The sequence below is a fragment of the Streptomyces sp. NPDC006393 genome (genome assembly GCF_040628575.1).
Taxonomy (GTDB): domain Bacteria; phylum Actinomycetota; class Actinomycetes; order Streptomycetales; family Streptomycetaceae; genus Streptomyces.
In genome coordinates, this window is record NZ_JBEXZD010000028.1 from 24,955 (window position 1) to 50,482 (window position 25,528).

At 71.5% G+C, this 25,528-nt stretch carries 18 protein-coding genes; 4 read left to right on the top strand and 14 right to left on the bottom strand.

What is annotated here, in order from left to right:
- Positions 1 to 387 precede the first annotated feature (387 nt).
- Positions 388 to 2,109, bottom strand: coding sequence for a DUF4192 domain-containing protein (locus ABZ484_RS14655; protein WP_358866240.1), 1,722 nt, complete (start codon positions 2,107 to 2,109; stop codon positions 388 to 390).
- Between the two features lie 115 nt (positions 2,110 to 2,224).
- Positions 2,225 to 4,384, bottom strand: coding sequence for a RecQ family ATP-dependent DNA helicase (locus ABZ484_RS14660; protein WP_358866241.1), 2,160 nt, complete (start codon positions 4,382 to 4,384; stop codon positions 2,225 to 2,227).
- A gap of 386 nt (positions 4,385 to 4,770) precedes the next feature.
- On the opposite strand from ABZ484_RS14660, the gene ABZ484_RS14665 reads away from it, so the two are divergent.
- Positions 4,771 to 5,385: a hypothetical protein gene (locus tag ABZ484_RS14665; RefSeq protein ID WP_358866242.1), complete on the top strand. Its 615-nt coding sequence runs from the start codon at positions 4,771 to 4,773 to the stop codon at positions 5,383 to 5,385.
- Positions 5,386 to 5,764: 379 nt separating this feature from the next.
- Here the strand turns inward: ABZ484_RS14665 and ABZ484_RS14670 are convergent, their stop codons facing one another.
- The 3 genes from ABZ484_RS14670 to ABZ484_RS14680 form a co-directional block, all read right to left on the bottom strand.
- A complete protein-coding gene (locus tag ABZ484_RS14670; RefSeq protein WP_358866243.1) occupies positions 5,765 to 6,394 on the bottom strand; it encodes a hypothetical protein in 630 nt (209 codons plus the stop codon).
- 68 nt (positions 6,395 to 6,462) lie between these two features.
- Positions 6,463 to 7,164: a ribonuclease HII gene (locus ABZ484_RS14675; protein ID WP_358866244.1), complete on the bottom strand. Its 702-nt coding sequence runs from the start codon at positions 7,162 to 7,164 to the stop codon at positions 6,463 to 6,465.
- Between the two features lie 83 nt (positions 7,165 to 7,247).
- On the bottom strand, positions 7,248 to 7,871 hold the full coding sequence (locus ABZ484_RS14680; RefSeq protein ID WP_358866245.1) for a TetR/AcrR family transcriptional regulator: 624 nt from the start codon (positions 7,869 to 7,871) through the stop codon (positions 7,248 to 7,250).
- A 173-nt stretch (positions 7,872 to 8,044) separates the two neighbouring features.
- Between ABZ484_RS14680 and ABZ484_RS14685 the strand changes: the two genes are divergently transcribed.
- Complete coding sequence (locus ABZ484_RS14685; RefSeq protein ID WP_358866246.1) at positions 8,045 to 9,592, top strand: MFS transporter; 1,548 nt, start codon at positions 8,045 to 8,047, stop codon at positions 9,590 to 9,592.
- A 327-nt stretch (positions 9,593 to 9,919) separates the two neighbouring features.
- Here ABZ484_RS14685 and ABZ484_RS14690 read toward each other — a convergent pair whose 3' ends face one another.
- The 3 genes from ABZ484_RS14690 to ABZ484_RS14700 all read right to left on the bottom strand — a co-directional run bounded on the left by ABZ484_RS14690 (position 9,920) and on the right by ABZ484_RS14700 (position 12,279).
- Positions 9,920 to 10,828 (bottom strand): ADP-ribosylglycohydrolase family protein, encoded by a 909-nt coding sequence (locus ABZ484_RS14690; RefSeq protein ID WP_358866247.1) that lies wholly within the window; start codon positions 10,826 to 10,828, stop codon positions 9,920 to 9,922.
- Between the two features lie 12 nt (positions 10,829 to 10,840).
- Positions 10,841 to 11,500 (bottom strand): histidine phosphatase family protein, encoded by a 660-nt coding sequence (locus tag ABZ484_RS14695; RefSeq protein ID WP_358866248.1) that lies wholly within the window; start codon positions 11,498 to 11,500, stop codon positions 10,841 to 10,843.
- 173 nt (positions 11,501 to 11,673) lie between these two features.
- Entirely contained in the window at positions 11,674 to 12,279 is a 606-nt protein-coding gene (locus tag ABZ484_RS14700) for a YdbC family protein (protein WP_358866249.1), read from the bottom strand.
- Between the two features lie 158 nt (positions 12,280 to 12,437).
- Here ABZ484_RS14700 and ABZ484_RS14705 point away from each other — a divergent pair, with 158 nt between their 5' ends.
- Positions 12,438 to 12,971 (top strand): TerD family protein, encoded by a 534-nt coding sequence (locus ABZ484_RS14705; RefSeq protein ID WP_358866250.1) that lies wholly within the window; start codon positions 12,438 to 12,440, stop codon positions 12,969 to 12,971.
- A gap of 108 nt (positions 12,972 to 13,079) precedes the next feature.
- Here the strand turns inward: ABZ484_RS14705 and ABZ484_RS14710 are convergent, their stop codons facing one another.
- Both ABZ484_RS14710 and nrdR read right to left on the bottom strand, forming a co-directional pair.
- Positions 13,080 to 15,968 carry a vitamin B12-dependent ribonucleotide reductase gene (locus ABZ484_RS14710; RefSeq protein WP_358866251.1) on the bottom strand — a complete coding sequence of 963 codons (2,889 nt, stop codon included), beginning with the start codon at positions 15,966 to 15,968 and terminating at the stop codon, positions 13,080 to 13,082.
- A gap of 161 nt (positions 15,969 to 16,129) precedes the next feature.
- A complete protein-coding gene (gene nrdR / locus ABZ484_RS14715; RefSeq protein WP_030171980.1) occupies positions 16,130 to 16,690 on the bottom strand; it encodes a transcriptional regulator NrdR in 561 nt (186 codons plus the stop codon).
- 622 nt (positions 16,691 to 17,312) lie between these two features.
- Here nrdR and lexA point away from each other — a divergent pair.
- Positions 17,313 to 18,092, top strand: coding sequence for a transcriptional repressor LexA (lexA, locus tag ABZ484_RS14720; protein ID WP_189907219.1), 780 nt, complete (start codon positions 17,313 to 17,315; stop codon positions 18,090 to 18,092).
- Positions 18,093 to 18,178: 86 nt separating this feature from the next.
- Here lexA and ABZ484_RS14725 read toward each other — a convergent pair whose 3' ends face one another.
- The 4 genes from ABZ484_RS14725 to ABZ484_RS14740 form a co-directional block, all read right to left on the bottom strand.
- On the bottom strand, positions 18,179 to 20,170 hold the full coding sequence (locus tag ABZ484_RS14725; RefSeq protein WP_358866252.1) for an ATP-dependent DNA helicase: 1,992 nt from the start codon (positions 20,168 to 20,170) through the stop codon (positions 18,179 to 18,181).
- A gap of 146 nt (positions 20,171 to 20,316) precedes the next feature.
- Entirely contained in the window at positions 20,317 to 21,132 is an 816-nt protein-coding gene (locus ABZ484_RS14730; RefSeq protein WP_358866253.1) for a GNAT family N-acetyltransferase, read from the bottom strand.
- 29 nt (positions 21,133 to 21,161) lie between these two features.
- The gene (locus tag ABZ484_RS14735; RefSeq protein ID WP_358866254.1) at positions 21,162 to 23,084 is read right to left on the bottom strand and encodes an IucA/IucC family protein; all 1,923 of its coding nucleotides are present in this window, start codon (positions 23,082 to 23,084) and stop codon (positions 21,162 to 21,164) included.
- 690 nt (positions 23,085 to 23,774) lie between these two features.
- Positions 23,775 to 25,184: a diaminobutyrate--2-oxoglutarate transaminase family protein gene (locus tag ABZ484_RS14740; RefSeq protein ID WP_358866275.1), complete on the bottom strand. Its 1,410-nt coding sequence runs from the start codon at positions 25,182 to 25,184 to the stop codon at positions 23,775 to 23,777.
- Positions 25,185 to 25,528: the final 344 nt, after the last annotated feature.

The window sequence follows — 25,528 nt, forward strand, 5'->3', positions numbered from 1 at the left end:
GGCGCCGACCCGGTCCGTCGGTACGTCGGCGGCGGACGTCGTTCGCCGCTGTCGGTCCGGGGCCACGGAGGACGGTCCGCTTCCCTGGCGGTCGGTACGGGGTCGCCGAGAACCGCGGGGTCGCCGGCGGTGCGGTGCGGAGTCGGCTGGTGCATGGGGGCTTCCTGTGCGCTCAGTGGGTCTGGGACGTGTTCGGTGCCGGGCCTGGGGTCCGGAGGACGAGGGACCAGGCGGCGGAGGGTACTGATCAAGCGCTCCGCCACTCAGGTGAACGGGCCACGCCTCGTCCGGGTCACGCCCGTGGCCCGGGAAGACGACCGAACGGCGGCTGGTCGCATGTCGAGGGCCACTTGCCCGGTCCTCCGGCCCCCTCCGCCCGCGGTCTGCTCATGTGTCGTGCCGACGGGTGTCGCGCCGCGGGTCGGCGACCGTGCGGCAGACTCCTCGGCGGCGGGTACCGCCCCTGGCCGTGCCACGCGTGCGGACGCGGCCCGGCTCCCGGGACGAGCCGGGGTGTGCGCCGTCGGTCCGGCCCGTCGCCGGGCGCGTCGCATCACCACTCGGCCGGGTCGGGCCCGATCCCTCGAGGCGGGACCGAGAGGGTCGGGAGGGCGACGCATCCGGCGTCGAGGGACAACCGGCCCCGGTGCCGGTCGCGGTGTGCCGGGCCACGGGGTCGGCGACGGCTTCCGCGCTGCGCCCGTACTCCCCGGCGCCGTCCTCCGCCGCTCCGTCCTCCGCCGCTCCGTCCTCCGCCGCGTCTTCCGTCGTCGTGTCTTCCGTCGTCACGCTGTCTCCCTGGTCGAGGCCTCGCGCGCCGACCGTCTCCGCGCTGTCTCCCAGGTCGCCGTCTCCCCCGTCGCCCGTCTGGAGCGTGCCCTGCCTTGAGCTCCCGGCGTCGGCCTCTCCGGCAGCGGACCGCGCCCGCGCCTCGCGCTCCGCGCGCAGGCAGCGGCGGACCGATTCCGGGTCCAGGCCTTCGTTGCAGGCCTGGTGCAGAAGACGGGCGAAGAGGTAGTCGGGGTCCGCGCCCAGTGCCATCGCCAGGGCCTCCCGTGCCTCGATGCCGTCACCGACGGACCAGGCCACCCAGCCCGCGAGGGTCAGCGGCGCGGCGGCGTGTTCGCCGTACGGGCCGACGCAGCGGCGGGCCAGGGCTCGCCACAGCCGCAGCGCCGGGCCCGCCTCGTCGCCCTCCATCCACTCGGCGGCGCGGTCGCGCGTGGTGCGGTCCTGAAGGCCGAGGATCAACGTGGCGGCTTCCTCGTCCTGGAGCAGTCGGTCGTCTCGGAGATCGGCGGCATCGGTCCTGGAAGCGGCGGGCGCCTCGGCGAACCGCCGCATCACGGATTCGGCGAGCACCAGCGTCTCCTCGGCCACGGCGGCGCGGTCGGCCTCGTCGAGGATCCTGGGCACCAGGGCCCTGCCGGCGGCGTCCAGTGCGATCTCCTGGCTCCGGGCGGCGGAGGTCTCCCAGGGGAGCAGCCTGACGCGCAACTCCCGCAGGCTGCCCCGCACCTGGATTCCGGCGTAGGCCGCCGCGGCCGCCAGCACGGAGGTGCCGGGCAGCCCCATGGGCAGTCCCTCGTCGGGACAGCACCTGTCGTTGGGGCAGCAGTAGGACCAGAAGCGGCCACCCGAGACGCACAGCGCCTCGATCACCGGAACGTCGAGGCGGCCGCACTCCGTGCGCAGTTTCTGGGCCAGCGGCCGCAGCCGCCGCATGACCTCGCGTCCCGACTCACCCGCCGAGGGTTCCTGGCACACGAACGCGACCATCTGTTCGGGCTTGGCGCCCCGGCGCTCGCCGCCCGTGATCAGGCCCTGTGCCAGCTGACGGGCCGCCGACGGCCAGTCGTCGCTGTTTGGAGGGATGCCGAGCCTGGCACGGCCACCGAACCGGCCGCGCCCGCCCTGGTCGTGCAGCGCGACCAGCACGATGCTGTCCTCAGGTCGGTACCCGAGCAGATACGGCAGGGCGTCCGCGAGCTCGGCCGGGGTGCGCAGGGTGACCTGGTGCTCGGGGCCGGGGCCTTCGTAGGAGCCGGGGCCTTCGTAGGAGACGTCGCCGTTTCCGAAAGGTCCGGTCGTTTCGCTGTGGTTCGTCATGCGTCGACGATCTCGCGGAATTCCGATCTCCGCTTAAGCCTGTGGATAACTCCCATCAGGGACACATCAATCAAGTCGGCTCATCGCGCCTGGAACCCCGGTGAAGCGGGCAGGCTCAGGCAGTCGCGGCAAGTACCAGCGGAAGAACGCCTTCGCTGCCCGCCCGACGGAGAAGGCGAGCGGCGACGGCGAGGGTCCAGCCCGAGTCGGTGTAGTCGTCGACGAGCAGGACGGGGCCGAAAGAGCTGCCCAGGGCGTCAGCCAGGTCCTGGGGAACGGTGAAGGCGGCGGACAGCGCCCTGAGACGTTGGGCGGAGTTGCTGCGGTGTGCCGCGTGCGCGCCGCCCGGCGCGGTGTACGCCAGGGTGCCCAGGAAGGGCAGGCGGCCGATGGACGCGATGCCCTGCGCAAGAGAATCGACCAGGTGCGGCCGGGTCAGGGACGGCACGGCGACGACCCCTACCGGCCGCGCCGAGGCGTCCGGGGCGCCGGACGCCCAGCCGCCCGGAGAGCGCGCCCAGTCGGCGAGGACCGCCACCGCGGCCCGCAGCACGTCGTCGGGGACCGGGCCGTCGGGCGCACCCTCGGCCAGCAGCGGGCGCAGCCGGTTGCCCCAGCCGATGTCCGAGAGCCGCCCCAGAGCGCGCCCGGTGGAGCACTGCTCACCGGCCGGGATGCGTCCCTTGAGGTCGATGCCCAGTGCGGCCATGCCCGTCGGCCACATGCGGCGCGGCTCGATCTCCACCCCCGGGCGATCCAGTTCCTTCGCCGCCCCGGCCAGGGCCTCCGGCGAGACGGAGGAATCGGTCCAGGCCCCGGCGCAGTTGTCGCAACGGCCGCACGGGACAGCCCCCTCGTCGTCCAGTTGCCGCCGCAGGAACTCCATCCGGCACCCGGTCGAGCTCGCGTAGTCGCGCATGGCCTGCCGCTCGGCCGCCCGCTGGCGCGCCACCCGGGCGTACCGCTCGGAGTCGTAGACCCATGGTTCGCCGGTGGAGATCCAGCCGCCTTTCACGCGCTTGACGGCGCCGTCCACGTCGAGCACCTTCAGCATGGTCTCCAGGCGGGTGCGCCGGAGATCGACGAGAGCCTCCAGAGCCGGCACGGACAACGGTCGTCCCGCGTCGGCGAGGGCCGAGAGGGTCTGACGGACCTGCGACTCGGGCGGGAACGCGGTATCGGCGAAGTAGCGCCAGATGGCCTCGTCCTCCTTGCCCGGCAGCAGCAGCACATCCGCGTGCTTCACACCGCGCCCCGCGCGGCCGACCTGCTGGTAGTAGGCGATCGGCGAGGACGGCGAGCCCAGGTGCACCACGAAACCCAGGTCCGGCTTGTCGAAGCCCATTCCGAGCGCCGACGTGGCGACCAGCGCCTTGACCCGGTTGTCCAGCAGATCGGCCTCGGCCTGCAGCCGGTCGGCGTTCTCCGTGCGCCCGGTGTAGGAGGCCACCTGGAAGCCGCGCTGCCGCAGATAGGCGGCGGCCTCCTCGGCCGCGGCCACCGTCAGCGCGTAGACGATCCCGGAGCCGGGCAGCTCGTCCAGGTGCTCGGCCAGCCACGCCAGGCGGTGCGCGGCGTCCGGCAGCCGGACCACACCGAGCCGCAGGCTCTCCCTGTCCAGTGGGCCGCGCAGCACCAGGGCCTCACCGGCACCCGTACCCAACTGCTCCGCCACGTCCGCGGTGACCCGCGCGTTGGCCGTCGCCGTCGTGGCCAGCACCGGCACGCCGGCCGGCAGCTCCGCCAGCATCGCCCGCAGCCGGCGGTAGTCGGGGCGGAAGTCGTGCCCCCAGTCGGAGATGCAGTGCGCCTCGTCGACCACCAGCAGACCGGTCGTGGCCGCGAGCCGCGGAAGCAGCTGATCACGGAAATCCACCGAATTGAGGCGTTCCGGACTGACGAGGAGAACGTCGGTCTCGCCGCGTTCGACCTCCGCGTGAATGGCCTCCCACTCCTCCGGATTGGCCGAGTTGATGGTGCGCGCCCGGATACCGGCCCGCGCCGCCGCCTCGACCTGATTGCGCATCAGCGCCAGCAGCGGTGAGACGATCACCGTGGGACCGGATCCACGCCGGCGCAGCAGCGCGGTGGCGACGAAGTACACCGCGGACTTGCCCCAGCCGGTGCGCTGCACGACCAGAGCGCGGCGGCGCTCCTCCACCAGAGCCGCCACCGCCTGCCACTGATCCTCCCGCAGCCGCGCCGACGCTCCGGGGTGACCGACCAGTTCGGCGAGGATGGTGTCGGCTTCGGCGCGGAGCTTCAGATCGTCCATGCCCCCATGCAACCCGACGCCACTGACAATCGGCCACTTCACACCGCGTGACAACCGGCTCACAAGACACCATCGGCGCCGGTCACGGCGGGGTGATGTCGCTGGTCCTCGCCGGTCAGGGCCGAGTCCGCACCGAGCGCGTACCGAGCGTGCCGGACCGGCTGCTCAGGCGTCGCGCGACGACACACGGGGTAGGGATATAAGACACGGGTCACCCGATAACGGTCGGCGGTCCCAATTGCTCGTTGCCGCATCCCAGTTCGACAGGAAGAATTGAAGTCCGCTCCCCGCACGGCTCGGCCGTGGTCCGGTAGGGCTCCGCTGCGGTGTGCGCTCCCCCGAATCCGACCCCGCCCGTGCGTGGGCGCGTAGCCGAAGGGAGGAACGTGACCTTCGGATTCGCTCCTTCATCGGCGGCCTCGTTGTCGACGTCCGCCGCCTCCGCCCATCGCGTGCTCGAACCCGCGGAGTGGGCCGCCGCGGGCATCCCTTTGCTGCGCAATCCGCGGGAGGTCGTCAGCGGACTGCACGCCCGGCACCTTCCCGGACCGGCCACCGCCGTCGTCGCGGTCCTCGACCCCGACGAGCGGCTGCGCGCGAGCGCCTCGTTCGTGCGCCGTCCGGCGCCCGCCGACGGCTGGATGTTCCGCAACGCGCTGCTCGCCCAGTTGCGCCGGGTCATCCCGCACGACCTGCGGCGCCGCACTCCGGTGCGGACCGCCGTGCTGCTCTACTGCCGCGACGGCGACGCGCGCTGGACGGAGGAGGACGGTGCGTGGATGTGGGGCCTGCGTGACGCCTGCACCCTGCACGGTCTGCGCTGCGGGGCGTACATCACGCTGACCCGGGACGGCTGGCAGGTGCTCGGCGAGGGCCGCGGCGGCCGCCGCCCGAACGCCGGCTCGGCGCCCGAGCCCTTCGACAGCACCGTGATACCGCCCGCGCCGCCCCGCACCGGGGGCGCCGCGTCCGAAGTGCTGCGCCGCGTGGCGGCTCGCTGAACACACGCCGTGGTGCGTCGGCCTCCGGTTTCCGGGGCCGCTCGTCGGCATCCGAGGCCGTACGGCACCGGTGTCGCCGGAGCCATGCGGCCCACGCGACCGCGTCCAACGAGCCCGAGCACCGCGCGCAGGGGCGTGCCGAGGATGCCGGCCGCTGCCGCCGACGGCATGAAGCCATGCGAGGCAGCGCTCCCGGTGGCACGGCTTCGCACGTCTCGCCCGCCCCAGGCCCTCCGTGGCCGGACACGCCCTGCCGAGGCAGCCACCGCCGCTTCCGGGCACGCCGAAGCAGCCGCCGCGTGGTGACCCCACTGCGACGGCTGTCGCCGTGCACGGCCCCGGACGGGAGACCGGGCGACCCGGACGCGCCGGAGGCGACTCAGACGCCCGCGCCGAGCACCGAGTTGATCTTCTGAGGGTCACCACAGACGATCAACAACGCGCCGGCCCGGGAGTGTGCCAGAGGCAGGGCCGTGGCGGCGGTGACGTCGGTACCGCCGTTGACGGCGACCACGACCACGGGACGGGAGGCGGCACGGGAGGCCGCGGCAGCGTCCGTGTAGAAGACGTCGTCACCGGCGTCGTGCTGAGCCCAGTAGGACGCTTCGCCGAAGGACAGCTCATGAGCGGCCCAGGGATGCGGCTCACCGGTGGTGATCACCAGCACATCTCCGGGGGCGCGACCCGACTCGAGAAGCAGGTCGACCGCTTCATCGGCCGCGTCGAGCGCACCCTCGACCGAGGCGGGGATCAGCTGGATCTGCGGGGTCGCCGAGGCGGCGGGGGCAGCCGGACCCGAGGGCCCGGGCTTGGTCGCGGCCACGTCCCGCGGCGTACGTTGCACCGGCGACGCGGGCCGCAGGGGGCCTGGACGTCCGGGGCGCGGCGGGGCCGCGGGGCGGGGGCCTGGTACGGGACGGGGGGTCGGCGCGGTGCGGCCGGTGGCCGGAGTGACGCGGGGACCCTGGGCACTCTCGTGAATCTGAGGCTCCTCGGGAATGAGAGGCATGGGCTGATATTTATCAAACGTTGGTGCGGCTCACGTGGGCGGGTGGCCCATCGGGGCAAGCAGAACCGTCAGAAGTCGAAGCCGAGCTGACCCTCGATCTCTGGAACGCCTCCGTCTGCCCAGGCGCGGGCCTTCTTGAGGTGCCGCCACCGGGGCAGCGCATCAAGATACGCCCACGACAGCCGGTGGTACGGGGTGGGTCCCCGCTCCTCCAGCGCGGCCCTGTGCACGGGCGACGGGTATCCGGCATTGGCCGCAAACCCGAAGTCTGCATGGTCGACACCCAGTTCGGCCATCATTTTGTCGCGGTGAACCTTGGCGATCACCGAAGCCGCCGCCACGGCCACGCACGACTGGTCGCCCTTGATGACCGTACGAACCATCCAAGGGGCACCGAGGTAGTCGTGCTTCCCGTCGAGGATGACCGCGTCCGGCCGGATGGGCAGTCCCTCGAGGGCGCGAAGGGCCGCGAGCCGCAGTGCGGCCGTCATCCCCAGGTCGTCGATCTCCTCCGGCGAGGCATGCCCGAGGGCGTACGCCGTGACCCACTTCCGCAGCTCCATGTCGAGCTCGGTGCGTCGCTTGATGGTGAGCAGCTTGGAATCGGTGAGACCCACGGGAGGCCGGCGCAGTCCGGTGACCGCCGCGCAGACGGTGACGGGCCCGGCCCACGCGCCGCGCCCCACCTCGTCGACACCGGCAATGACCTTCGCTCCGGTCGTGGCTCGGAGGGAGCGCTCGACGGTGTGAGTAGGTGGTTCGTACGGCATGGCGCCCTTAGCCTACGCCGCCCGGATCCCGCCGCGACACCCCGGCTTCCCCCTGTGGACGCACCGCCCGCGGGACCCGGCGGTCAGGGTCCGACCGGGCGCAGCAGCGGGACCATCAGCTGGTCGATCATGTCCTCGAGATCCTGGTCCGTCCATTCACTCGTGCACATCTTTGACCGGTACATCATCATGGCCGGGATGGCGTCGAAGACATAGCCGTTCGCGGCGTCGGACCGCACTTCCCCCCTCCCTATTCCACGGGTGATCACTTCCCGGAGGAGCTGAATGGTCGGCTCCACGACCCCGTCAAAGATCACTCCATGGAAGCGCTCCGCCTGATCCGGGTCGCATTCGTGAATGACTGCGCGTAGCGCCGATCCGGAGCGCGAGAACATGGCGTCACGAGCCTGCCGGCAGAGGGCCAGCAGGTCCTCGCGCACGCCTCCCAGGTCCGGCGCCTCCTCGACACGCGGCAGTCCGGCTTCGAGGGCGTCTGCGACGAGATCCTCCTTGGACGGCCAGCGGCGGTAGACGGCGGCCTTCCCGGTCTGGGCGCCGGCGGCCACGCCCTCCATGGTGAGGCCTTTCCATCCGACCGTGCCGAGCTGTTCCAGCGCGGCGTCGAGGATCGCGCGCTCCAGTACGGCGCCGCGCCGACGAGGCCCGGCGGCCCGAGCGGGGGCGGCCGTCCAGCGCGAGGTAACCATCTGTCGTCTCCAACGAGCGGTGAGCGGGGGTTTTCGGGGAGTGCGGGGTGGCGGGGGGACACGCCACAGTACGGAGCCGCTAAGTGAACGCTTGCGTTCACTAGTGGGGACTCACTACCGTTGACGCGGTAGTGAACGGCCTCGTTCACTAAGCCTGTTGTGGGGGACCCATAGTGACAACCTCTCAGTTGATCCAGGACCAGAAACAGGGTGCGGCCCGCCGGGAGGGGCACCCCGGCATCGCGCTCACCGTCATCGCGGCCTGCCAACTCATGGTGGTACTCGACGCGACGATTGTGAACATCGCGCTGCCGCACATTCAAGACGCGCTCCGGTTCAGCACCACAGACCTCACCTGGGTGGTCAGCGCGTACACACTCACCTTCGGCGGCCTGCTGCTCCTGGGCGCCCGAGCCGGTGACATCCTCGGACGCCGTCGGGTGTTCATGACCGGCATCCTGCTGTTCACCTTCGCCTCCCTGCTGGGCGGACTCGCCCAGGAGCCGTGGCAGTTGCTGGCCGCACGGGCCCTTCAGGGCGTGGGCGGCGCGATAGCGTCGCCGACCTCGCTGGCGCTCATCACGACCACGTTCCCCGAAGGACCGGAGCGGAACCGGGCGTTCGGCGTCTTCGCGGCCGTCTCCGCCGGCGGTGGCGCCGTCGGCCTGCTCGCCGGCGGCATGCTCACCGAGTGGCTGGACTGGCGCTGGGTGCTGTTCGTCAATGTGCCCATCGGCGTACTGATCGCCGCGCTCACGCCCCGGTACATCGCCGAGTCCGAGCGGCACCCGGGCCGCTTCGACATCGCGGGCGCACTGACCTCGACGACGGGCATGGCCGCTCTCGTCTACGGCTTCATCCGCGCGTCGGAGGAGGGCTGGCGGGACAGCCTGACACTCGGGTCCTTCGCCACCGCAGTGGTCCTCCTGCTTGCCTTCGCGCTCACCGAGCGGCGCGCCAAGGAGCCGATCACACCGCTGAGGATGTTCGCCGACCCCAACCGGTCGGGCACGTACGTCATCATGCTCAGCCTGGCCGCGGCGATGTTCGGCATGTTCTTCTACATCGTCCTCTTCGTGCAGAACGTGCTCGGCTACAGCCCCATCAAGGCCGGACTGGCCTTCCTCCCGGTCACCGCCGCCATCGCGGTGGGTGCGGGTCTGTCGCAGCGGCTCCTTCCGGTGCTCGGCCCCAAGCCGTTCATGCTCACCGGCGCATCGCTGGCGGTGGTCGGGCTCGTCTGGCTGACCTTCATCAGTCCCGACAGCTCCTACCTCGGCGGGGTGCTCGGGCCGATGCTCGTCTTCGGCGCCGGCATGGGTCTGAACTTCGTGACCGTCACGGTCACCGCTGTCTCCGGCGTCGCCCCGCACGAGGCGGGCGCCGCCTCCGGCCTGCTCAACGCGACCCAGCAGGTGGGCGGTTCCCTCGGACTGTCCATCCTCACCACGGTGTTCGGCTCGGCCAGCACGGACGAGGCCAAGAAGCAACTGCCGAAGTTCCTCGCCGACGCCTCGCCGGAGCAGAAGGCCCAGTTCGCCAAGAGCCATCAGCTGCCCGCTCCATGGGGCCACGACGTCCTGGCCCACGGCATCTCGACCGCGTTCGTACCGGCCGCGGCGATGGCCGTGCTCGCCCTGGTCACCGCCGGGCTGGTCATACGCGTCCGCAAGAGCGACCTGGCCGCGCTGGCCGGAACGGCTGGTCCCGGAGTGGGCTGACGGGAGGACGGCGCGGATCGGCCGGGACCGTTCACCCGCGGACGGCACAGGGGTACGTCCGAGGCCGCCCGCCCGGTCCGCGCGCCGCGTCCACCCGCAGCCGGAACGGATGAACGGAGAAACCCGCCACCCCCCGTCCACGGCGACCGCGGCGGCCGCGACGAACGGCACGACTACCAGGACCCACGACAACCGCATGACCACCCCCACGCGCCCCTCCCCAGCCGTCACCGGCACCGGCACGTCCATGCGACGCGAAGCCGATGCCGGCACAACGGGCGATGGTCACGCAGAGTTCCCGGTGAACACGGAGAGTTTCCCGTCCGGTCAGTCCGAGGCCGGCACCCAGCCGGGCAGCGCCTCCGTGCGCCTCTCCCACTCGGCCGGCGGCGCCCCCGCCTTCGCCGAGGACAGCACACCGCCCACGATGGCGCAGGTGGTGTCCACATCCCCGCCGACCTGGGCGGTCGTCCAGAAGGCACCCTCGAAGTCCCCGAGGCTCCGCGCGGCCGACCAGAGTGCGAAGGGCACCGTGTCGTGGGCCGTGGTGCGCCGACCGCAGCCGAGGACGGCCGCGACCGTGGCCGCGTCGCCGTAGTCGAGCATGTCGCGGGCGCGGCGCAGGCCCGCGCCGACGGCGCTCCTGGCCGGCACGAGGGCGATGACGCCGTCGAGCAGGGCCTCCGCGCTCGGCGGGCTGCTCTCCGCGGCGGCCAGCGCGGCGGCCGCGGCGACGGCCATGGCACCCACCACGGCCTCTCGATGCTGGTGGGTGGGGTAGGCCGAGATCTCGGCCTGGTGGGTGGCCTGCTCCGGGTCGTCCGCGTACCAGGCGCCCAGGGGGGCGATCCGCATCGCGGCGCCGTTGCCCCAGGACCCCTGGCCCTTGAAGAGCGCGGCGGCGAGCTCCCGCCAGTCCCCGCCCTCCCGGACGAGGCGCAGGAGGCGGTTGACCGCGGGACCGTATCCCCGGTCGAAGTCGTGGTGCCGGGCGAAGGACTGGGCCAGGGCGTCCTGGTCGATTCGGTGGTGGACGGCCAGGACGGCGACCACGGAACAGGCCATCTCGGTGTCGTCCGTCCACTGCCACGGGCCGGACGGCAGCTCGCGGCGCTTGAGCAGCGGGTAGTTCGCCGGTACGAAGAACTGCGAGCCCAGCGCGTCCCCCACCGAGAGTCCGCGCAGGCCGGCCAGGGCGCGCTCCAGGCGCCCGCCGGGAGAGGAGTCGAAGGTCATTGCTCAGCCACTCTATCCAGTGATCCCGTACGGTTCCGGATCCCGCCACCGCTCGAACGGACGGTCGAGGGTGTACTTGCCGTCGTCCCCCAGAACGAGCATCCGCATCTCGCCGTTCCCCGGATTGGACAGCGACTCGAATTCGGCGACGGTCCAGTGGAACCACCGCATGCAGAACAGCCGCATCGCCAGGCCGTGGGTCACCAGGAGCACGTTGGGCGGGTGGTCGGGGGCCTCGAAGCTGCGGAAGAGGCTCTCCAGGAAGTTCCCCACCCGGTCGTAGACATCGGCCCCGGACTCGCCCTGGGCGAAGCGGTAGAAGAAGTGCCCGTAGGCGTCCCGGTAGGCCTTCTGGAGACGGACGTCGTCGCGATCCTGCCAGTTGCCCCAGTCCTGCTCGCGCAGTCTCGGCTCCTCGCGCACCCGTATGAGATCGGGATCGAGGTGGAAGGCACGGAGGGTCTCGTGCGTGCGGCGATAGGGAGAGACGTACACGCTCACCCGCTCCCGTCCGAACAGCTCGCGCAGCTCCTTGCCCGTCTGCTCGGCCTGCTGCCGACCACGCTCGGTCAGGGCCAGCGCGTGATCCGGCTCGCGCTCGTACACGGTGTCATCAACATTGCCCGTTGACTCGCCGTGCCGGACAAGGACGATGCGCCGTGGTCGTGCCATGCCAGAACACTAGATCGGGTGAGGGCCGATCGAAGACTCCAGCGGCCCTCATACGGCGTACGTCACACGCACCGTGCACCATGGGCCACACACGGCGCACACCGCCCCCGGGTACGGCACCGTGCGGCGCGCCACCGCCCTGGTACGGCACCGTGCGGCGCGCAGACGCCGCATCACACGGTCCAGGAGGGCTCCAGGTCCACGATGTCGCCCGTGAGGGCCGCGATGTCGGCCTCGGTCTGGGCGCGCAGCGCGAGGCGTTCCACACGCTCCGTGCGGTACTTGCCGTGCTCGGCGGACGACTGCCACATCGACAGCACCAGGAACTCGCTGCCCGGTGCCTCCCCGAACAGGCCGCGCACCATGCCGGGCGATCCGGCCATAGCCGGGTTCCAGACCTTCTCCTGCATCAGCGTGAAGTGCTCGGCCCGCTCCTCGTGGACCCGGCACAGCGCCACCCGCAGCAGGTCGGTGTCCGTGAAGCGCGGTTGGAACCCGGTCTTCACGTCGAACCGGTGGTCGAACAGCCGGACCTGGGCCTCCTTGAAAGTACCGGCCTGGGCAGCCGCCAGGCGGTCGTGGGAACGGGCCATGAAGGAGTCGTAGAAGGCACGGCTCTCCCAGAAGGCGAAGATGTGCGCCACCCCTTGCCGGCCCCGGCTCCAGCCACCCCCCTGCCCCCGAAACCCCGGCTCCCCCAGAAGCCCCGCCCACTTCCGCTGCCCCCGCTCGAAGCCGCGGCGGTCCACCACGGTGCAGCGAATCCACTTGACCAGCACCGCGCCATGGTAAGGCCCAGTGGCGTGGCGTCGGTCGCTCTCGCGGGGACAGCGCCCGCGCAGGCGGCCCCGCGCGCGTGGCACGATGGACAACGAGCGCCCATGAGCCGGAAGTTGAGGCAGGAAGGGGCGCAAGAGGACCGGGAAGGGGGAGTCCGGTGAGCGGGCTCAGCAAGGGCATCCGCAAGGTCGAGGTCGCGCTCAGGTGGGATCCGAGTCCGGCGGGAGCGCCACCCACCGACCTGGACCTCGTGGCCGCCACCTACGAGGCCGGCGACCCCTACGGCGCTCCGGCGTACCTGGTCCACTTCGACAGCCGCTCCCCGGACGGCACGATCTACCTCGACCGGGACAGCCAGGACGGTCAGGGCTTCGGCTGGGACGAGGTCATGACGCTGGAGCTCGACCGGCTCGCCGAGCGGTACGCGCGCGTGGTGGTCGGCGTCGTGATCCAGCAGCGCACGGCGCACCGCACGTTCGTGAACGTGCTGAACCCGGGGCTGCGCATCCGTGAGGGGTACACCGTCCTTGCCGACGACGACTTCGGCGGTGTCCTGGGCGCGACGGCGGCCACCGTCGCGGAGTTCGCGCGGGACGGGTCCGGCGACTGGGCCTTCCGCCCCGGCGTCCACGGCTTCGAGGACGATCCGGCGACGTTCACCCGCCACATGGGCCGCGCGCGTCCGTCGTAGTCGATACGCGTGCGCCGCGGTCGCAGCCGGTAAGAGTAGGCACGGGTAAGGGGCGTCGGCCATGGCCGACGCCCCTTACCTCACGACGTTTCCGTCAGATCAGCCGACTCAGCTGCAGCCGCTGGTCGAGCCGCAGCCCTCGCAGATGTAGCAGGAGCCGGCCCGCTGCATCTTGGTGCCGCAGGAGAAGCAGAGCGGGGCGTCCGCCTGGATGCCCAGCTGCATCTCCACCAGCTCGGCGCTGGTGTGCGCCTGCTTCGGGGCGGGCTTGGCCGCCTCGGCCTCGGGCCTCGGCGCGGCGACGGCCTTCAGGTCGGTCTGCCGCGGCGCCGACTGGGCCAGGCCCTCGACGTCGACGTCCTCGTCGATCGGCTCGTAGGAGCCGGTCTCCAGGTGGCGCTGGCGCTCCTCGGCGGAGTGGATGCCGAGCGCGGAGCGCGTCTCGAAGGGCAGGAAGTCCAGCGCCAGACGGCGGAAGATGTAGTCGACGATCGACTGCGCCATCCGCACGTCCGGGTCGTCGGTCATGCCGGCCGGCTCGAAGCGCATGTTGGTGAACTTCGAGACGTACGTCTCCAGGGGCACGCCGTACTGGAGGCCGACGGAGACCGCGATGGAGAAGGCGTCCATCATGCCCGCGAGGGTCGAGCCCTGCTTGGACATCTTCAGGAAGACCTCGCCGAGACCGTCGTCCGGGTAGGAGTTGGCGGTCATGTAGCCCTCGGCGCCACCGACGGTGAAGGAGGTGGTGATCCCGGGACGGCCCTTGGGAAGGCGCTTGCGGACCGGGCGGTACTCGACGACCTTCTCGACCTTGGCCTGCGGCTCCTCGGCGGCCTCCGCCTTCTCCTCGGATTCCTTCTTCTTCGCGGACAGCGGCTGGCCGACCTTGCAGTTGTCGCGGTAGATCGCCAGCGCCTTGACGCCCAGCTTCCAGGCCTCGAAGTAGATCTCCTCGACCTCCTCGACGGTCGCCGACTCCGGCATGTTGACTGTCTTGGAGATGGCGCCGGAGATCCACGGCTGGATGGCGGCCATCATGCGGACGTGGCCCATCGGGGAGATGGCCCGCTCGCCCATGGCGCAGTCGAACACCTCGTAGTGCTCGGGCTTGAGGCCGGGGGCGTCGATCACGTTGCCGTGCTCGGCGATGTGGGCGACGATCGCCTCGATCTGCTCCTCCTGGTAGCCCAGGCGGCGCAGGGCCTGCGGCACGGTGCCGTTGACGATCTGCATCGAGCCGCCGCCGACCAGCTTCTTGAACTTGACCAGGGCGAGGTCGGGCTCGACACCGGTGGTGTCGCAGGACATGGCCAGGCCGATGGTGCCGGTGGGGGCGAGGACGGATGCCTGGGAGTTACGGAAACCGTTCTTCTCGCCGAGACGCAGCACGTCCTGCCAGGCCTCCGTGGCGGCGGCCCACACCGGGGTGTCCAGGTCGTCCATGCGGACGGCCCGGGCGTTGGCGTCGGCGTGCTGCTTCATGACGCGCTGGTGCGGCTGGGCGTTGCGGGCGTAGCCGTCGTAGGGGCCGACGACGGCGGCCAGCTCGGCGGAACGCTTGTAGGCGGTGCCGGTCATCAGGGAGGTGATGGCACCGGCGAGGGCGCGGCCGCCGTCGGAGTCGTAGGCGTGGCCGGTCGCCATCAGCAGGGCGCCGAGGTTGGCGTAGCCGATGCCGAGCTGGCGGAAGGCGCGGGTGTTCTCGCCGATCTTCTGGGTCGGGAAGTCCGCGAAGCAGATGGAGATGTCCATCGCGGTGATGACCAGCTCGACGACCTGGGAGAAGCGCTCGACGTCGAAGGACTGGTTGCCCTTGCCGTCGTCCTTGAGGAACTTCATCAGGTTCAGCGAGGCGAGGTTGCAGGACGTGTTGTCCAGGTGCATGTACTCGCTGCACGGGTTCGAGCCGTTGATGCGGCCGGACTCCGGGCAGGTGTGCCAGTGGTTGATCGTGTCGTCGTACTGGATGCCCGGGTCGGCGCAGGCCCAGGCGGCCTCGGCCATCTTGCGGAAGAGGGACTTGGCCTCGATCTCCTCGATGACCTCGCCGGTCATGCGGGCACGCAGGCCGAACTTCCCGCCCTGCTCGACCGCCTTCATGAACTCGTCGTTCACGCGGACGGAGTTGTTGGCGTTCTGGTACTGGACGGAGGTGATGTCGTCGCCGCCCAGGTCCATGTCGAAGCCCGCGTCGCGCAGGGCGCGGATCTTCTCCTCCTCCTTGACCTTGGTCTCGATGAAGTCCTCCACGTCGGGGTGGTCGACGTCGAGGATGACCATCTTGGCGGCGCGGCGGGTGGCACCACCGGACTTGATGGTGCCGGCGGAGGCGTCGGCGCCGCGCATGAAGGAGACGGGGCCGGAGGCGTTGCCGCCGGAGGAGAGCAGCTCCTTGGAGGAGCGGATGCGGGAGAGGTTGAGGCCGGCGCCGGAGCCGCCCTTGAAGATCATGCCCTCTTCCTTGTACCAGTCGAGGATCGACTCCATGGAGTCGTCGACGGACAGGATGAAGCAGGCGGAGACCTGCTGGGGCTGCGGCGTGCCGACGTTGAACCAGACGGGGCTGTTGAAGCTGAAGATCTGGTGCAGGAGGGCGTAGGCCAGCTCGTGCTCGAAGATCTCGGCGTCGGCGGGCGAGGCGAAGTACTTGTGGTCCTCACCGGCCTTCCGGTACGTCTTCACGATGCGGTCGATCAGCTGCTTCAGGCTGGTCTCGCGCTGCGGGGTGCCGACGGCACCGCGGAAGTACTTGCTGGTGACGATGTTGACCGCGTTCACCGACCAGAAGTCGGGGAACTCGACGCCACGCTGCTCGAAGTTGATCGAGCCGTCGCGCCAGTTGGTCATGACGACGTCACGGCGCTCCCAGGCCACCTCGTCGTACGGGTGTACGCCGGGGGTGGTGTGGACGCGCTCGATGTGCAGTCCCTTGTTCCCCGCCTTGGAGCCCTTGGCTCGGGAACCTCGTGCCGGACCGCTCGCCGTCTCTGTCATGCCGCCTCCCTGTACGGGCGAAAACGCCCTGAAGTGCCCCGATGTTCCGGAGACACGGTGTTCTGTCTGGTGCTGCGGGCACCTGCGTCGCCGCCACCCGCAGCCGTCTTCCTCGCCGCCGCCGAGCCGGACCCGGAACGCGGTCCGGACCCGTCCGCCGCTCAGTCGGCGGCACGTGCGGGCACGGGGACCTCGGCCGTCCCACCGCGCCCGCGGTCGTCTTCCTGGCTCCCCGCGACGGCGCCGTCGCCGTCCTCCTGCTCCGCGGCGGGGCGTCGTGTGGCTTCCCTGAGTTCCGCGATGGCGGCCTCGAAGTCCTCGAGCGAGTCGAACGCCCGGTACACGGACGCGAACCGCAGATAGGCGACGAGGTCGAGCTCCTGCAAGGGGCCGAGTATGGCCAGTCCCACTTCGTGGGCGGCCACCTCGGCGCATCCGCTCGCGCGCACCGCCTCCTCGACCCGCTGGCCGAGCTGCGCGAGCGCGTCCTCCGTGACAGGCCGTCCCTGGCACGCCTTGCGCACGCCGTTGATGACCTTGGTACGACTGAACGGCTCGGTGACTCCGGACCGCTTGACCACCATCAGCGAGCACGTCTCCACGGTCGTGAACCGTCGGGAGCACTCGGGGCACTGGCGGCGCCTGCGGATGGACGTGCCGTCGTCCGTCGTACGGCTGTCGACGACGCGGCTGTCGGGGTGCCTGCAGAAGGGGCAGTGCATGGACTCCAACCCTCCTCACAGCAGACTCGATAGCCTCGCCAGGCCTCATGGGCCCCGCGAAGCAGCCCCAAGCATAGGCGATGATCCGGGCCCCGGAGACCGGGGACCACAACTTGTGGGCCGCTGTAGCCATCCAACCACTAGATGTAGGGCCTGGACCGTACACCCAGCTCGCCACGCGTGTCGCGTGCCGCGCTACGCGTGTCGCGCGCGTACGGCCCGGACCGGCGCGCCCGCGGCACCATGCCGGACACGCGGAGGTCCCGGCCCCGGCGCCTCGGCGCCGGACACGCCGACGCACACCCGTATCGCCGGCGGACCCAGGGAGATACCGTGAGCGCCGCGGGGAGGACGCGTGGGACTCCCGGGCAGAAGGGAACCGGCGCTCGGTCGACGAGGCGCCGGATGGCAGACTGGGGCGGCGACCCACAAGGTCTGCACTCCGGCGGTGAAGAGTACAGCAACAGGCCTTTTTGCCCGCCGGGCACCACGTCGGCCATACACCCAGACACGTGATCAAGTCTGGTGATCCACACTTTTTCACTCGAACGTGTGTTTGGCGCAACCTTTCGAAAGCAACTACCGTTGTGCCGGAGGGAGACCATCGAGAGGGGCCGACGACGTGACCACCACCGCAGACAGTGCCACCATCACTGCCCAGGACCGCTCCCAGGGCCGACTCGAGCCGGTGCATGCGATGAACGAAGCCGCGAATCCCGAGGGACCCAAGCGCTCCCTTCCGGGCCGACCTCCAGGCATCCGGGCGGACAGCTCGGGCCTCACCGAGCGGCAGCGCCGGGTGATCGAGGTCATCAGGGACTCGGTGCAGCGGCGCGGCTATCCGCCGTCCATGCGGGAGATCGGCCAGGCGGTCGGCCTGTCCAGCACCTCCTCGGTGGCACACCAGCTCATGGCGCTCGAGCGCAAGGGTTTTCTGCGCCGTGACCCGCACCGCCCGCGCGCCTACGAGGTCCGTGGCTCGGACCAGGCCGCCACGCTGCAGCCCACCGACACGGTGGGCAAGCCGGCCGCGTCGTACGTCCCCCTGGTCGGCCGGATCGCCGCCGGTGGCCCGATCCTGGCCGAGGAGTCGGTCGAGGACGTCTTCCCTCTCCCCCGGCAGCTGGTCGGCGACGGTGAGCTGTTCGTCCTGAAGGTCGTCGGCGACTCGATGATCGAAGCCGCCATCTGTGACGGCGACTGGGTCACGGTCCGCCGCCAGCAGGTCGCCGAGAACGGCGACATCGTGGCCGCCATGATCGAGGGCGAGGCGACCGTCAAGCGCTTCAAGCGCGAGGACGGCCATGTCTGGCTCCTGCCGCACAACGCGGCGTACGAGCCGATCCCGGGTGACGACGCCACCATCCTCGGCAAGGTGGTGGCCGTCCTGCGGCGCGTCTGAGGAGCGCAGCGGCGGGCCTGTCGACCCGCCCCTTGATCGGGCCCCGGAACCTCTGCGCCGGTTCCGGGGCTCTGTGCTGTGCGCGCTCAGCCGGCCGCCGGCTGCTCCTCCTCCGCCCGCCGGGCCGCGGCGTCGATGGCCGCCAGCGACTTCCGCACCTGATTGCGGTCGGTGGTGTACCAGAAGTCCGGCAGTGATGCCTTCAGATAGCCGCCGTAACGCGCTGTGGCCAGCCGCGGATCGAGTACGGCGACCACCCCGCGGTCCCCGGAGGCGCGGACGAGACGGCCGGCGCCCTGGGCCATCAGCAGGGCCGCATGGGTCGCGGCGACCGCCATGAAGCCATTGCCGCCGGCGTCCTCGACCGCCTTCTGGCGGGCGCTCATCAGTGGGTCGTCCGGGCGCGGGAACGGGATCTTGTCCATGACGACCAGCTGGCAGCTGGGGCCGGGGACGTCGACGCCCTGCCACAGGGACAGCGTGCCGAACAGGCACGTCCTCGGGTCCGCGGCGAAATTCTTGATCAGCTCGCCCAGGGTCTCCTCGCCCTGGAGCAGGATCGGGAACTCGGGGATGCGCGCCCGCAACTCCTCGGCGGCGAGCTGGGCGGCCCGCATCGACGAGAACAGGCCGAGTGTGCGGCCGCCCGCCGCCTGGATCAGTTCCGTCAGCTCGTCGAGCATGTCCCCGCGGTCACCGTCCCGCGCGGGGCGCGACAGGTGCTTGGCGACATACAGAATGCCCTGTTTGCGGTAGTCGAAGGGTGAACCGACGTCCACGCCCTTCCACTGCGGCACGTCATCACCCTCCGTGCCCTCCGGGGCGAGGCCGAGGGAGGCGCCGACACCGTTGAAGTCGCCGCCGAGCTTGAGGGTCGCCGAGGTCAGGACGACGGAGCGATCCGCGAAGAGCTTCTCGCGCAAAAGGCCCGAGACAGACATGGGGGCGACGCGCAGGGAGGCGCCGAAGCGGTCGTGGCGCTCGTACCAGACGACGTCCCACTCGGAGCCGTTCGTGATCCGCTCCGCCACGTCGTGCACGTTCTCCACGGAGGCCAGCGCCTGCTTGCGGACCGCGTCCTCGTCCTGGACCGACTTGTCGCGCGTCGCGCCGAGGGCCGAGATGACGTTGCGCGCCGCGTCCCTCAGCGCCAGCAGGGCATAGCCGAGGTCCTCGGGGATCTCCTCCAGCCTGCCCGGCAGGGCCAGCTCCATCAGCCGCTCGAAACCCTCGGCGGCCGTCTGCAGCTGATCCGCGGCCTTCTCGTTGACGAGCTTCGCGGCGCGGCGCACCGCACGGTTGACCTGCCCCGGCGTGAGTTCGCCGGTGGCGACACCGGTCACCCGCGAGACCAGCTCATGGGCCTCGTCGACGATCAGCACCTCGTGCTGCGGCAGGACCGGCGCGCCCTCGATGGCGTCGATCGCGAGCAGCGCGTGGTTGGTGACGACGACCTCGGCGAGCTTGGCGCGCTCGCGGGCCATCTCGGCGAAGCACTCGGCGCCGTAGGCGCACTTGGAGGCGCCCAGGCACTCCCGCGACGAGACCGAGACCTGCCCCCAGGCGCGGTCGGACACACCGGGGGTGAGGTCGTCACGGTCACCGGACTCGGTCTCGTCCGCCCAGTCGCGCAGCCGCAGCAGGTCCTGCCCCAGCTTGCTGGTGGGCGCGGCCGCCTCGAACTGGTCGAACAGGCCCTCCTCCTCGTCCTGCGGGACGCCCTCGTGCAGGCGGTGCAGACACAGGTAGTTCGAGCGGCCCTTGAGCATGGCGAACTCCGGTCGACGGCGCAGCAGGGGGTGCAGCGCGTCGACCGTGCGCGGCAGGTCGCGCTCGACGAGCTGGCGCTGCAACGCCAGGGTGGCCGTCGCCACCACGACCCGCTCCCCGTGCGCGAGCGCGGGCACGAGGTAACCGAGCGACTTACCGGTACCGGTGCCGGCCTGGACCAGCAGGTGCGAGCCGTCGTCGACCGCGTCCGCGACGGCTTGGGCCATGGTCACCTGGCCGGGGCGCTCCGCACCGCCGACGGCAGCGACGGCGGCATGCAGGAGTTCGGGGAGAGAGGGCTTCGTCATAGCGCGACCACCCTACGGCTCGGGACTGACAAACGGGCGGTCGAGCCGCGGACCAGGGGTTCCGCGCTTCTTCGATCGGTTCTGCGCGACGGGAACCGGACCAGCCCGGCGGACGTTGCTGATTGTGACGGGGCTGCGACCGACTATCACAGCAGCTCCCGCAAGGACCGGTCCCGGATCACGAGGGCGGCCCGCTTGTCGGGCAGGTCGACCTCGGCCGCGAAGCGGAAGCCGGCGGTCAGGAAGGCGGCTACGGAGGGTGCGTTGCGAAGGTCGGGTTCCGCCACGACGCGGGAACAGCTGAGGCGTTTGTCGAGGATCAGGTCGGCCACGGCTCGGAGCAGAGCGCTGCCGAGTCCTCGGCCGCGGTCGGTGACGCTGCCGATGAGGAGGTGGACACCGGTGTCGTGCGGCCGGGCGGGATAGTGGTGGGCCAGCGGGTCGAGATCGGCCCGGTAGATCTCCCAGTAGCTCATCGGTGTGCCCCGGAGGAGGCCGAGGCAGGGGACGCTGCGTCCGTCGCCGTCCAGCTGCGCGCGCAGGTGGGCCTCGGTCATGCTCTGCGGTCCGGCCAGCTGCCAGTACTCGGCGACGGCCGGGTCGTTCATCCACCGGACGATGACCGGCAGGTCCCGTTCGACCTGGACGGGGACCAGCTGGAAGGCGCCGACGGGGGTGGCGATGGCACCCCAGTCGCCGACGCCGTCGAGGAGATCGTCCACGGCGGATCCGGCCGCGGTCCTCTCCGCGAAGAGTGCGACGAAGTCGTCGGGCAGGTGGAGGTCGAGCGTGTCCTCGCTGTCGGTGCCCGTCTCGGCCGGCCCAGGGCGGAGATCGGCGCCGATCGCGCCCGGGTCGGCCGCGGTGGCGACCGCCACGGGGATCGGTTCGGCATCCAGGTCGGGGGCACCGATGGTGGCAGGGGCCTGGTCGGTGGCTGCGCCGGCGTCGGAGGGAGACATGGCGCGCTCCTCTCGGCAAGGGATTCGTTTCAGGAGTGCAGGGGGTTCGCGATGGTGACGTAGACGGACTGGGTGTCGACCGGGCCGACGAGTTCGTCGAGGCCGTGCAGCCGGGTCAGCAGGTTGGCCTTGCAGCGCAGGACCGGTGAGTCGAGCAGGCGGGCCGGCAGGTTGGAGCGGGTACGGGCAGGGCCGGAGGCGAGAGCGCTGAGGAAGCGACGGAAAGCGGCCAGGAGCAGCCGCTCGCCGGCGAGCCCCTGGGAGCCGAAGGCACCGATGAGACCGAAGACGTTGTTGACGGCGACGTAGTAGCCGAAGCGTTCGTCCGTGACCTCGTCGGAGACGAAGGTGTCGCTGCGCTCACCGATGCCGGGCAGCAGGGCGTCCAGCTCCGCGCGCCGGGAGGCGCGGAAGTAGTAGCCCTGGTTGTCGCGGTAGCGGCCGCCTGCGGGCCAGCCGTCGGCGTCCAGCACCACCAGTGTGTTCTGCTGATGGGCTTCCAGGGCGATCCCTGCCTCGCCGTCGAGCCACACCACCGGACGGATCACCTGTTCGAGATAGCGCAGGAACCACTCGGCGGCGACGGCGTCTCGCGGACGTCCGGTGCGCAGGGCGAGGCACCTGACGACGTCGGCCAGACGGGACCGGACGACCGGGTCGGCTCCGGTCTGGCGATACGGCCTGGGCGCGACGAGACCGGCAATGCAGCAGACGTCGTCCGCCGGGCCGAACGGATTGTGCCGGATCATCACGTCCAGCCCCGGCACGGGGGCGCCGTCCTGGTCGTCGACGGCCAGCCAGGCCGGGTCGCGGACGATGTCGAAGCGGGGGTGCGCCGCCCGCCACCGCTGGGACAGGCCGCCGCGCAGGAGGCGGTGGACCTCGACGCCGCGGTGCAGTTCTTTACGGAGGTTCTCGCGACGGGAGTTGGTGATACGCAGGCCCAGCGACAGTTTGAGCATGGCCGGTGCGCCGGTGCGGTGAACGGTCCGTACGGAGGAGGTGGGATGCCAGGAGGGTCCGTGGGGGCCCAGGTCGCGGAGGAGTCCCGCGTCGAGCAGCGCCCTGGTGCCCGGGCGGTGCCGGACGTCGCGCGCCTGCCACGGGTGCAGGGGCAGGGGGGCGTACCCCTCGGGCAGCGGCAGGTCCGCTCCGGCGAGTCGGGCCATGAGCCGGTCGGCCGGGACGGGCCGGCCGCTCTCGGTCCACGCCGAGTCGGTGGCGAGCACGGAGGGGGCGACCGCCATCCAGTGCAAGGGGAAGGAGCCTCGCAACTCCGGTGAGAAGGGACGGGCTTCGGCCTCCGACAGACCCTCACGGCTCTTCGGGGCCGGATGCAGTGGGTGTCCGAGCACGAGGGCCTGCTCCGCGGAGAGGAAGTGGTCGGGACCGTCGGCGGGGTGTTCGCGGCGGTCGGTGAGAAAGAGGGTGGTGCGCCGAACCGAGTCGGCTACACGGGCGACGAGATCGACGGCCTCGTCACCGACGGGAGCAGCCGGCGGAACACCGGCTGCGGGAACGGCTGGAGGGGCACCGACGGGGACAGCGGGTGGGATCACCGCTTCCCGCGCGAGCAGGGTGGCGACCGTGACGGCATCGGCCGGGGCCGAGGCGGCCGGGGCGCCGGCCAGGCGGGGCAGGCCGAAGCGGTGCCAGCCGGTCGGCGACCAGTGGTGGACCGGGACGAGGAGGGCCGTACCGCTGGCCGGGAGCGGGACGCGCAGGGTGTCGCTGCCGGGGTCGGCGATGCCGGTCTCGCGTACCCAGCAGCGCAGGAGGCTCTCCACGGCTGCGGCTCGGGCGGCTGTGTGCGGGTCGGGATGGTCCAGAAGGTCCGCGGCCGTGCGGTCCGGATGCGCAAGGCGGGGTGCGCCATGGGGTTGGCGGGGGACCGTCTCGGTCGCGCCCTGGGAGGCGGAGCGGTGACCGTGCGTTGTCGGGGTTGCGTTCAAGAGGGTTCCTTGTGGGCGTTGTTCGGGGCTTCAGGGCTTCGGGGCTTCGGGACTCGGGTCCGGGGCCGCGTCCGCGGGTCGGACGGTGTGGGGTTCAAATGGTGGGGGGTTCGGATGGTGTGAAGCTCAGGTGGCGAGGGCTCGGGTGGTGCGGGGCCGGGGAGCCGAAGCCCCCTGTCCTCCGGGGGCGCGCCGGTCCTCCTCTCCCCCCGGGTTCTCCCGATACGGCCGAGATCGGTCCGGCCGCCCCGCCGTGTCCCGACCCGCCCCGCCCGGACCGGCCTCGGACCCGGATCGGACGGGATGGCTTCGTGCGATCCGGTCTCATCCGGTCCGGGCTCATTCAGTTCGGGTTCGTCCGGTCCGGGTTCGTCCGGTTCGGGTTCGTCCGGTCCGGGTTCGTCCGGTTCGGGCTCGTCCGGCTTCGGGCTCGGGGAGCTCCGGCCGCCTCCGCGTGACCTACTCGCCCGGAAAGCCAGCCGAGGCGCTCGCTCGCTGGACGGCTGCCTCGGCCGACCGGCTGCCTCGGCCGACCGGCTGCTCCGGCCCGCCAGTTGCTCTGGCCAGTCAGTTGCTCTGGCCCACCAAACGGCTCCGCCGACCGGCTGCCCTGGCCGACAGGCCCGCCGACCTGCTCGCCGTCGCGACACCGCGACTCGGCAGTCCGGCGGCTCGGGCGGCCCGACGGCGCTATCCCGCTCCCGCCGCGCGTCCGGAGGATCGTCGCTGTCGCCGGGGTGGCCCGGTCCGGCGGTCACGGTCGGTATGTGTCCGGACCGCCGCTTCGACCGCGTCCGCCAGCCGGTCGAGCACGGCAGCCGACTGCTCGTCGGTGATCGTCAGCGGGGGCAGGAGTCGTACGACGCTCGCATGCCGGCCGCCGAGTTCGACGATGAGGCCCCGGCGCAGGCATTCCCGCTGGACCTCGGCCGCGAGTTCGGGGGCCGCGGGTCTGGGCACGCGGGCTCCGAGCGTCGGTGGTGTGACGTCGTCTTCGGCAGCGGTGCCGGCCGGGTCCACGAGTTCCAGGCCGATCATCAGACCCCGCCCCCGTACCTCGCCGATGCACGGGTACGCATCGGCCAGTGCGCCGAGTTGGGAGAGCATGTGGGAGCCCAGGGTCGCGGCGCGTTCGGCGAGGCGGTTCTCGCGGACATGGGCAAGGGTGGCCGTGCCTGCGGCCATGGCGAGTTGGTTGCCGCGGAAGGTTCCCGCGTGGGCGCCCGGTTCCCAGACGTCGAGGTCGTCGCGGTAGACCACGACGGCCAGCGGCAGACTGCCGCCGATGGCCTTGGACAGCACCATCACATCCGGTGTCACCCCACTGTGTTCGACCCCCCAGAACGCGCCCGTGCGGCCGACCCCGGTCTGGATCTCGTCGGCGATCAGCGGAACGGAGCGCTCCGCGGTGAGCCGCCGCATCCGCCGCATCCAGTCGTCCGGCGCGGGAATCACCCCGCCCTCCCCCTGCACCGGTTCGAGGATCATCGCGGCGGGCAGGGGCACCCCCGACCTGGGGTCGTCCAGTACGGATTCCGTCCAGCGGGCCGCGAGTTCGGCTCCGCGGGGGCCGCCGACGCCGAAGGGGCAGCGGTAGTCCTGCGGGTAGGGCAGCCGGGCGACCCGGACGTCAGGAGCGTGTCCGGAGGCGGCGAGCGCTCCGGCGGTCATCCCGTGGTAGGCGCCCGCGAACGCCATGATCCCGGCGCGGCCGGTGGCGGCCCGGACGAGTTTGAAGGCGGCTTCCACCGCGTCCGTCCCGGCCGGGCCGCAGAACTGCACGCGCGCGTGGTCGGCGAGCCCGGCGGGCAGGGTGCGGAACAGTTCGTCGACGAAGGCGTCCTTGACCGGTGTGGCCAGGTCGAGGGCGTGCAGCGGTGCGCCGGAGTCGAGGACCTTGCGAACGGCCTCGAGGACGACGGGATGGTTGTGCCCGAGGGCGAGGGTGCCCGCGCCCGAGAGACAGTCCAGATAGCGGCGGCCGTCCGCGCCCTCGATGGTGAGCCCGCGCGCCCGGACCGGAACGATCGGCAGAGCGCGCGCGTAGGTGCGGGCCGCCGACTCGCGCGCCGACTGGCGCCGCAGGATCCCCTCGTGCAGGGCGTGCGCCCCCGCAGGCGAACTCCCGGCAGGCGCACACTCCCCAGAAGCACTCCCACCGGGCCCAGACCCCCGTGGTCCAGACCCCCGTGGTCCAGACCCCCGTGATCCAGACCCCCGTGGGCCAGGCCCACGTGGCCCAGACCCCCCGGGCGCAGACTCCGTCACGGTCACGGCTCCCTGTCCTCCCGCTGTCCCAAGGCGTCGGCCTCCACCTGTCCCGAGGGCCCCGCCTCCCAACTGCCGCAAGGCGTCGTCCCGCTGCCGCCTGCGACCTGCCGGTCGGCGCTGTGATCGGCGCTGTGATCGGCGCTGTCGGCGGCGAGTCGCCCACCGTCGGCGCA

Excerpts from the sequence above, each read along its gene's own strand:
- ABZ484_RS14655 (WP_358866240.1), bottom strand. The coding sequence starts at position 2,109 with ATGACGAACCACAGCGAAACGACCGGACCTTTCGGAAACGGCGACGTC.
- ABZ484_RS14660 (WP_358866241.1), bottom strand. The coding sequence starts at position 4,384 with ATGGACGATCTGAAGCTCCGCGCCGAAGCCGACACCATCCTCGCCGAA.
- ABZ484_RS14670 (WP_358866243.1), bottom strand. The coding sequence starts at position 6,394 with ATGCCTCTCATTCCCGAGGAGCCTCAGATTCACGAGAGTGCCCAGGGT.
- ABZ484_RS14675 (WP_358866244.1), bottom strand. The coding sequence starts at position 7,164 with ATGCCGTACGAACCACCTACTCACACCGTCGAGCGCTCCCTCCGAGCC.
- ABZ484_RS14680 (WP_358866245.1), bottom strand. The coding sequence starts at position 7,871 with ATGGTTACCTCGCGCTGGACGGCCGCCCCCGCTCGGGCCGCCGGGCCT.
- ABZ484_RS14690 (WP_358866247.1), bottom strand. The coding sequence starts at position 10,828 with ATGACCTTCGACTCCTCTCCCGGCGGGCGCCTGGAGCGCGCCCTGGCC.
- ABZ484_RS14695 (WP_358866248.1), bottom strand. The coding sequence starts at position 11,500 with ATGGCACGACCACGGCGCATCGTCCTTGTCCGGCACGGCGAGTCAACG.
- ABZ484_RS14710 (WP_358866251.1), bottom strand. The coding sequence starts at position 15,968 with ATGACAGAGACGGCGAGCGGTCCGGCACGAGGTTCCCGAGCCAAGGGC.
- nrdR (WP_030171980.1), bottom strand. The coding sequence starts at position 16,690 with ATGCACTGCCCCTTCTGCAGGCACCCCGACAGCCGCGTCGTCGACAGC.
- ABZ484_RS14725 (WP_358866252.1), bottom strand. The coding sequence starts at position 20,170 with ATGACGAAGCCCTCTCTCCCCGAACTCCTGCATGCCGCCGTCGCTGCC.
- ABZ484_RS14730 (WP_358866253.1), bottom strand. The coding sequence starts at position 21,132 with ATGTCTCCCTCCGACGCCGGCGCAGCCACCGACCAGGCCCCTGCCACC.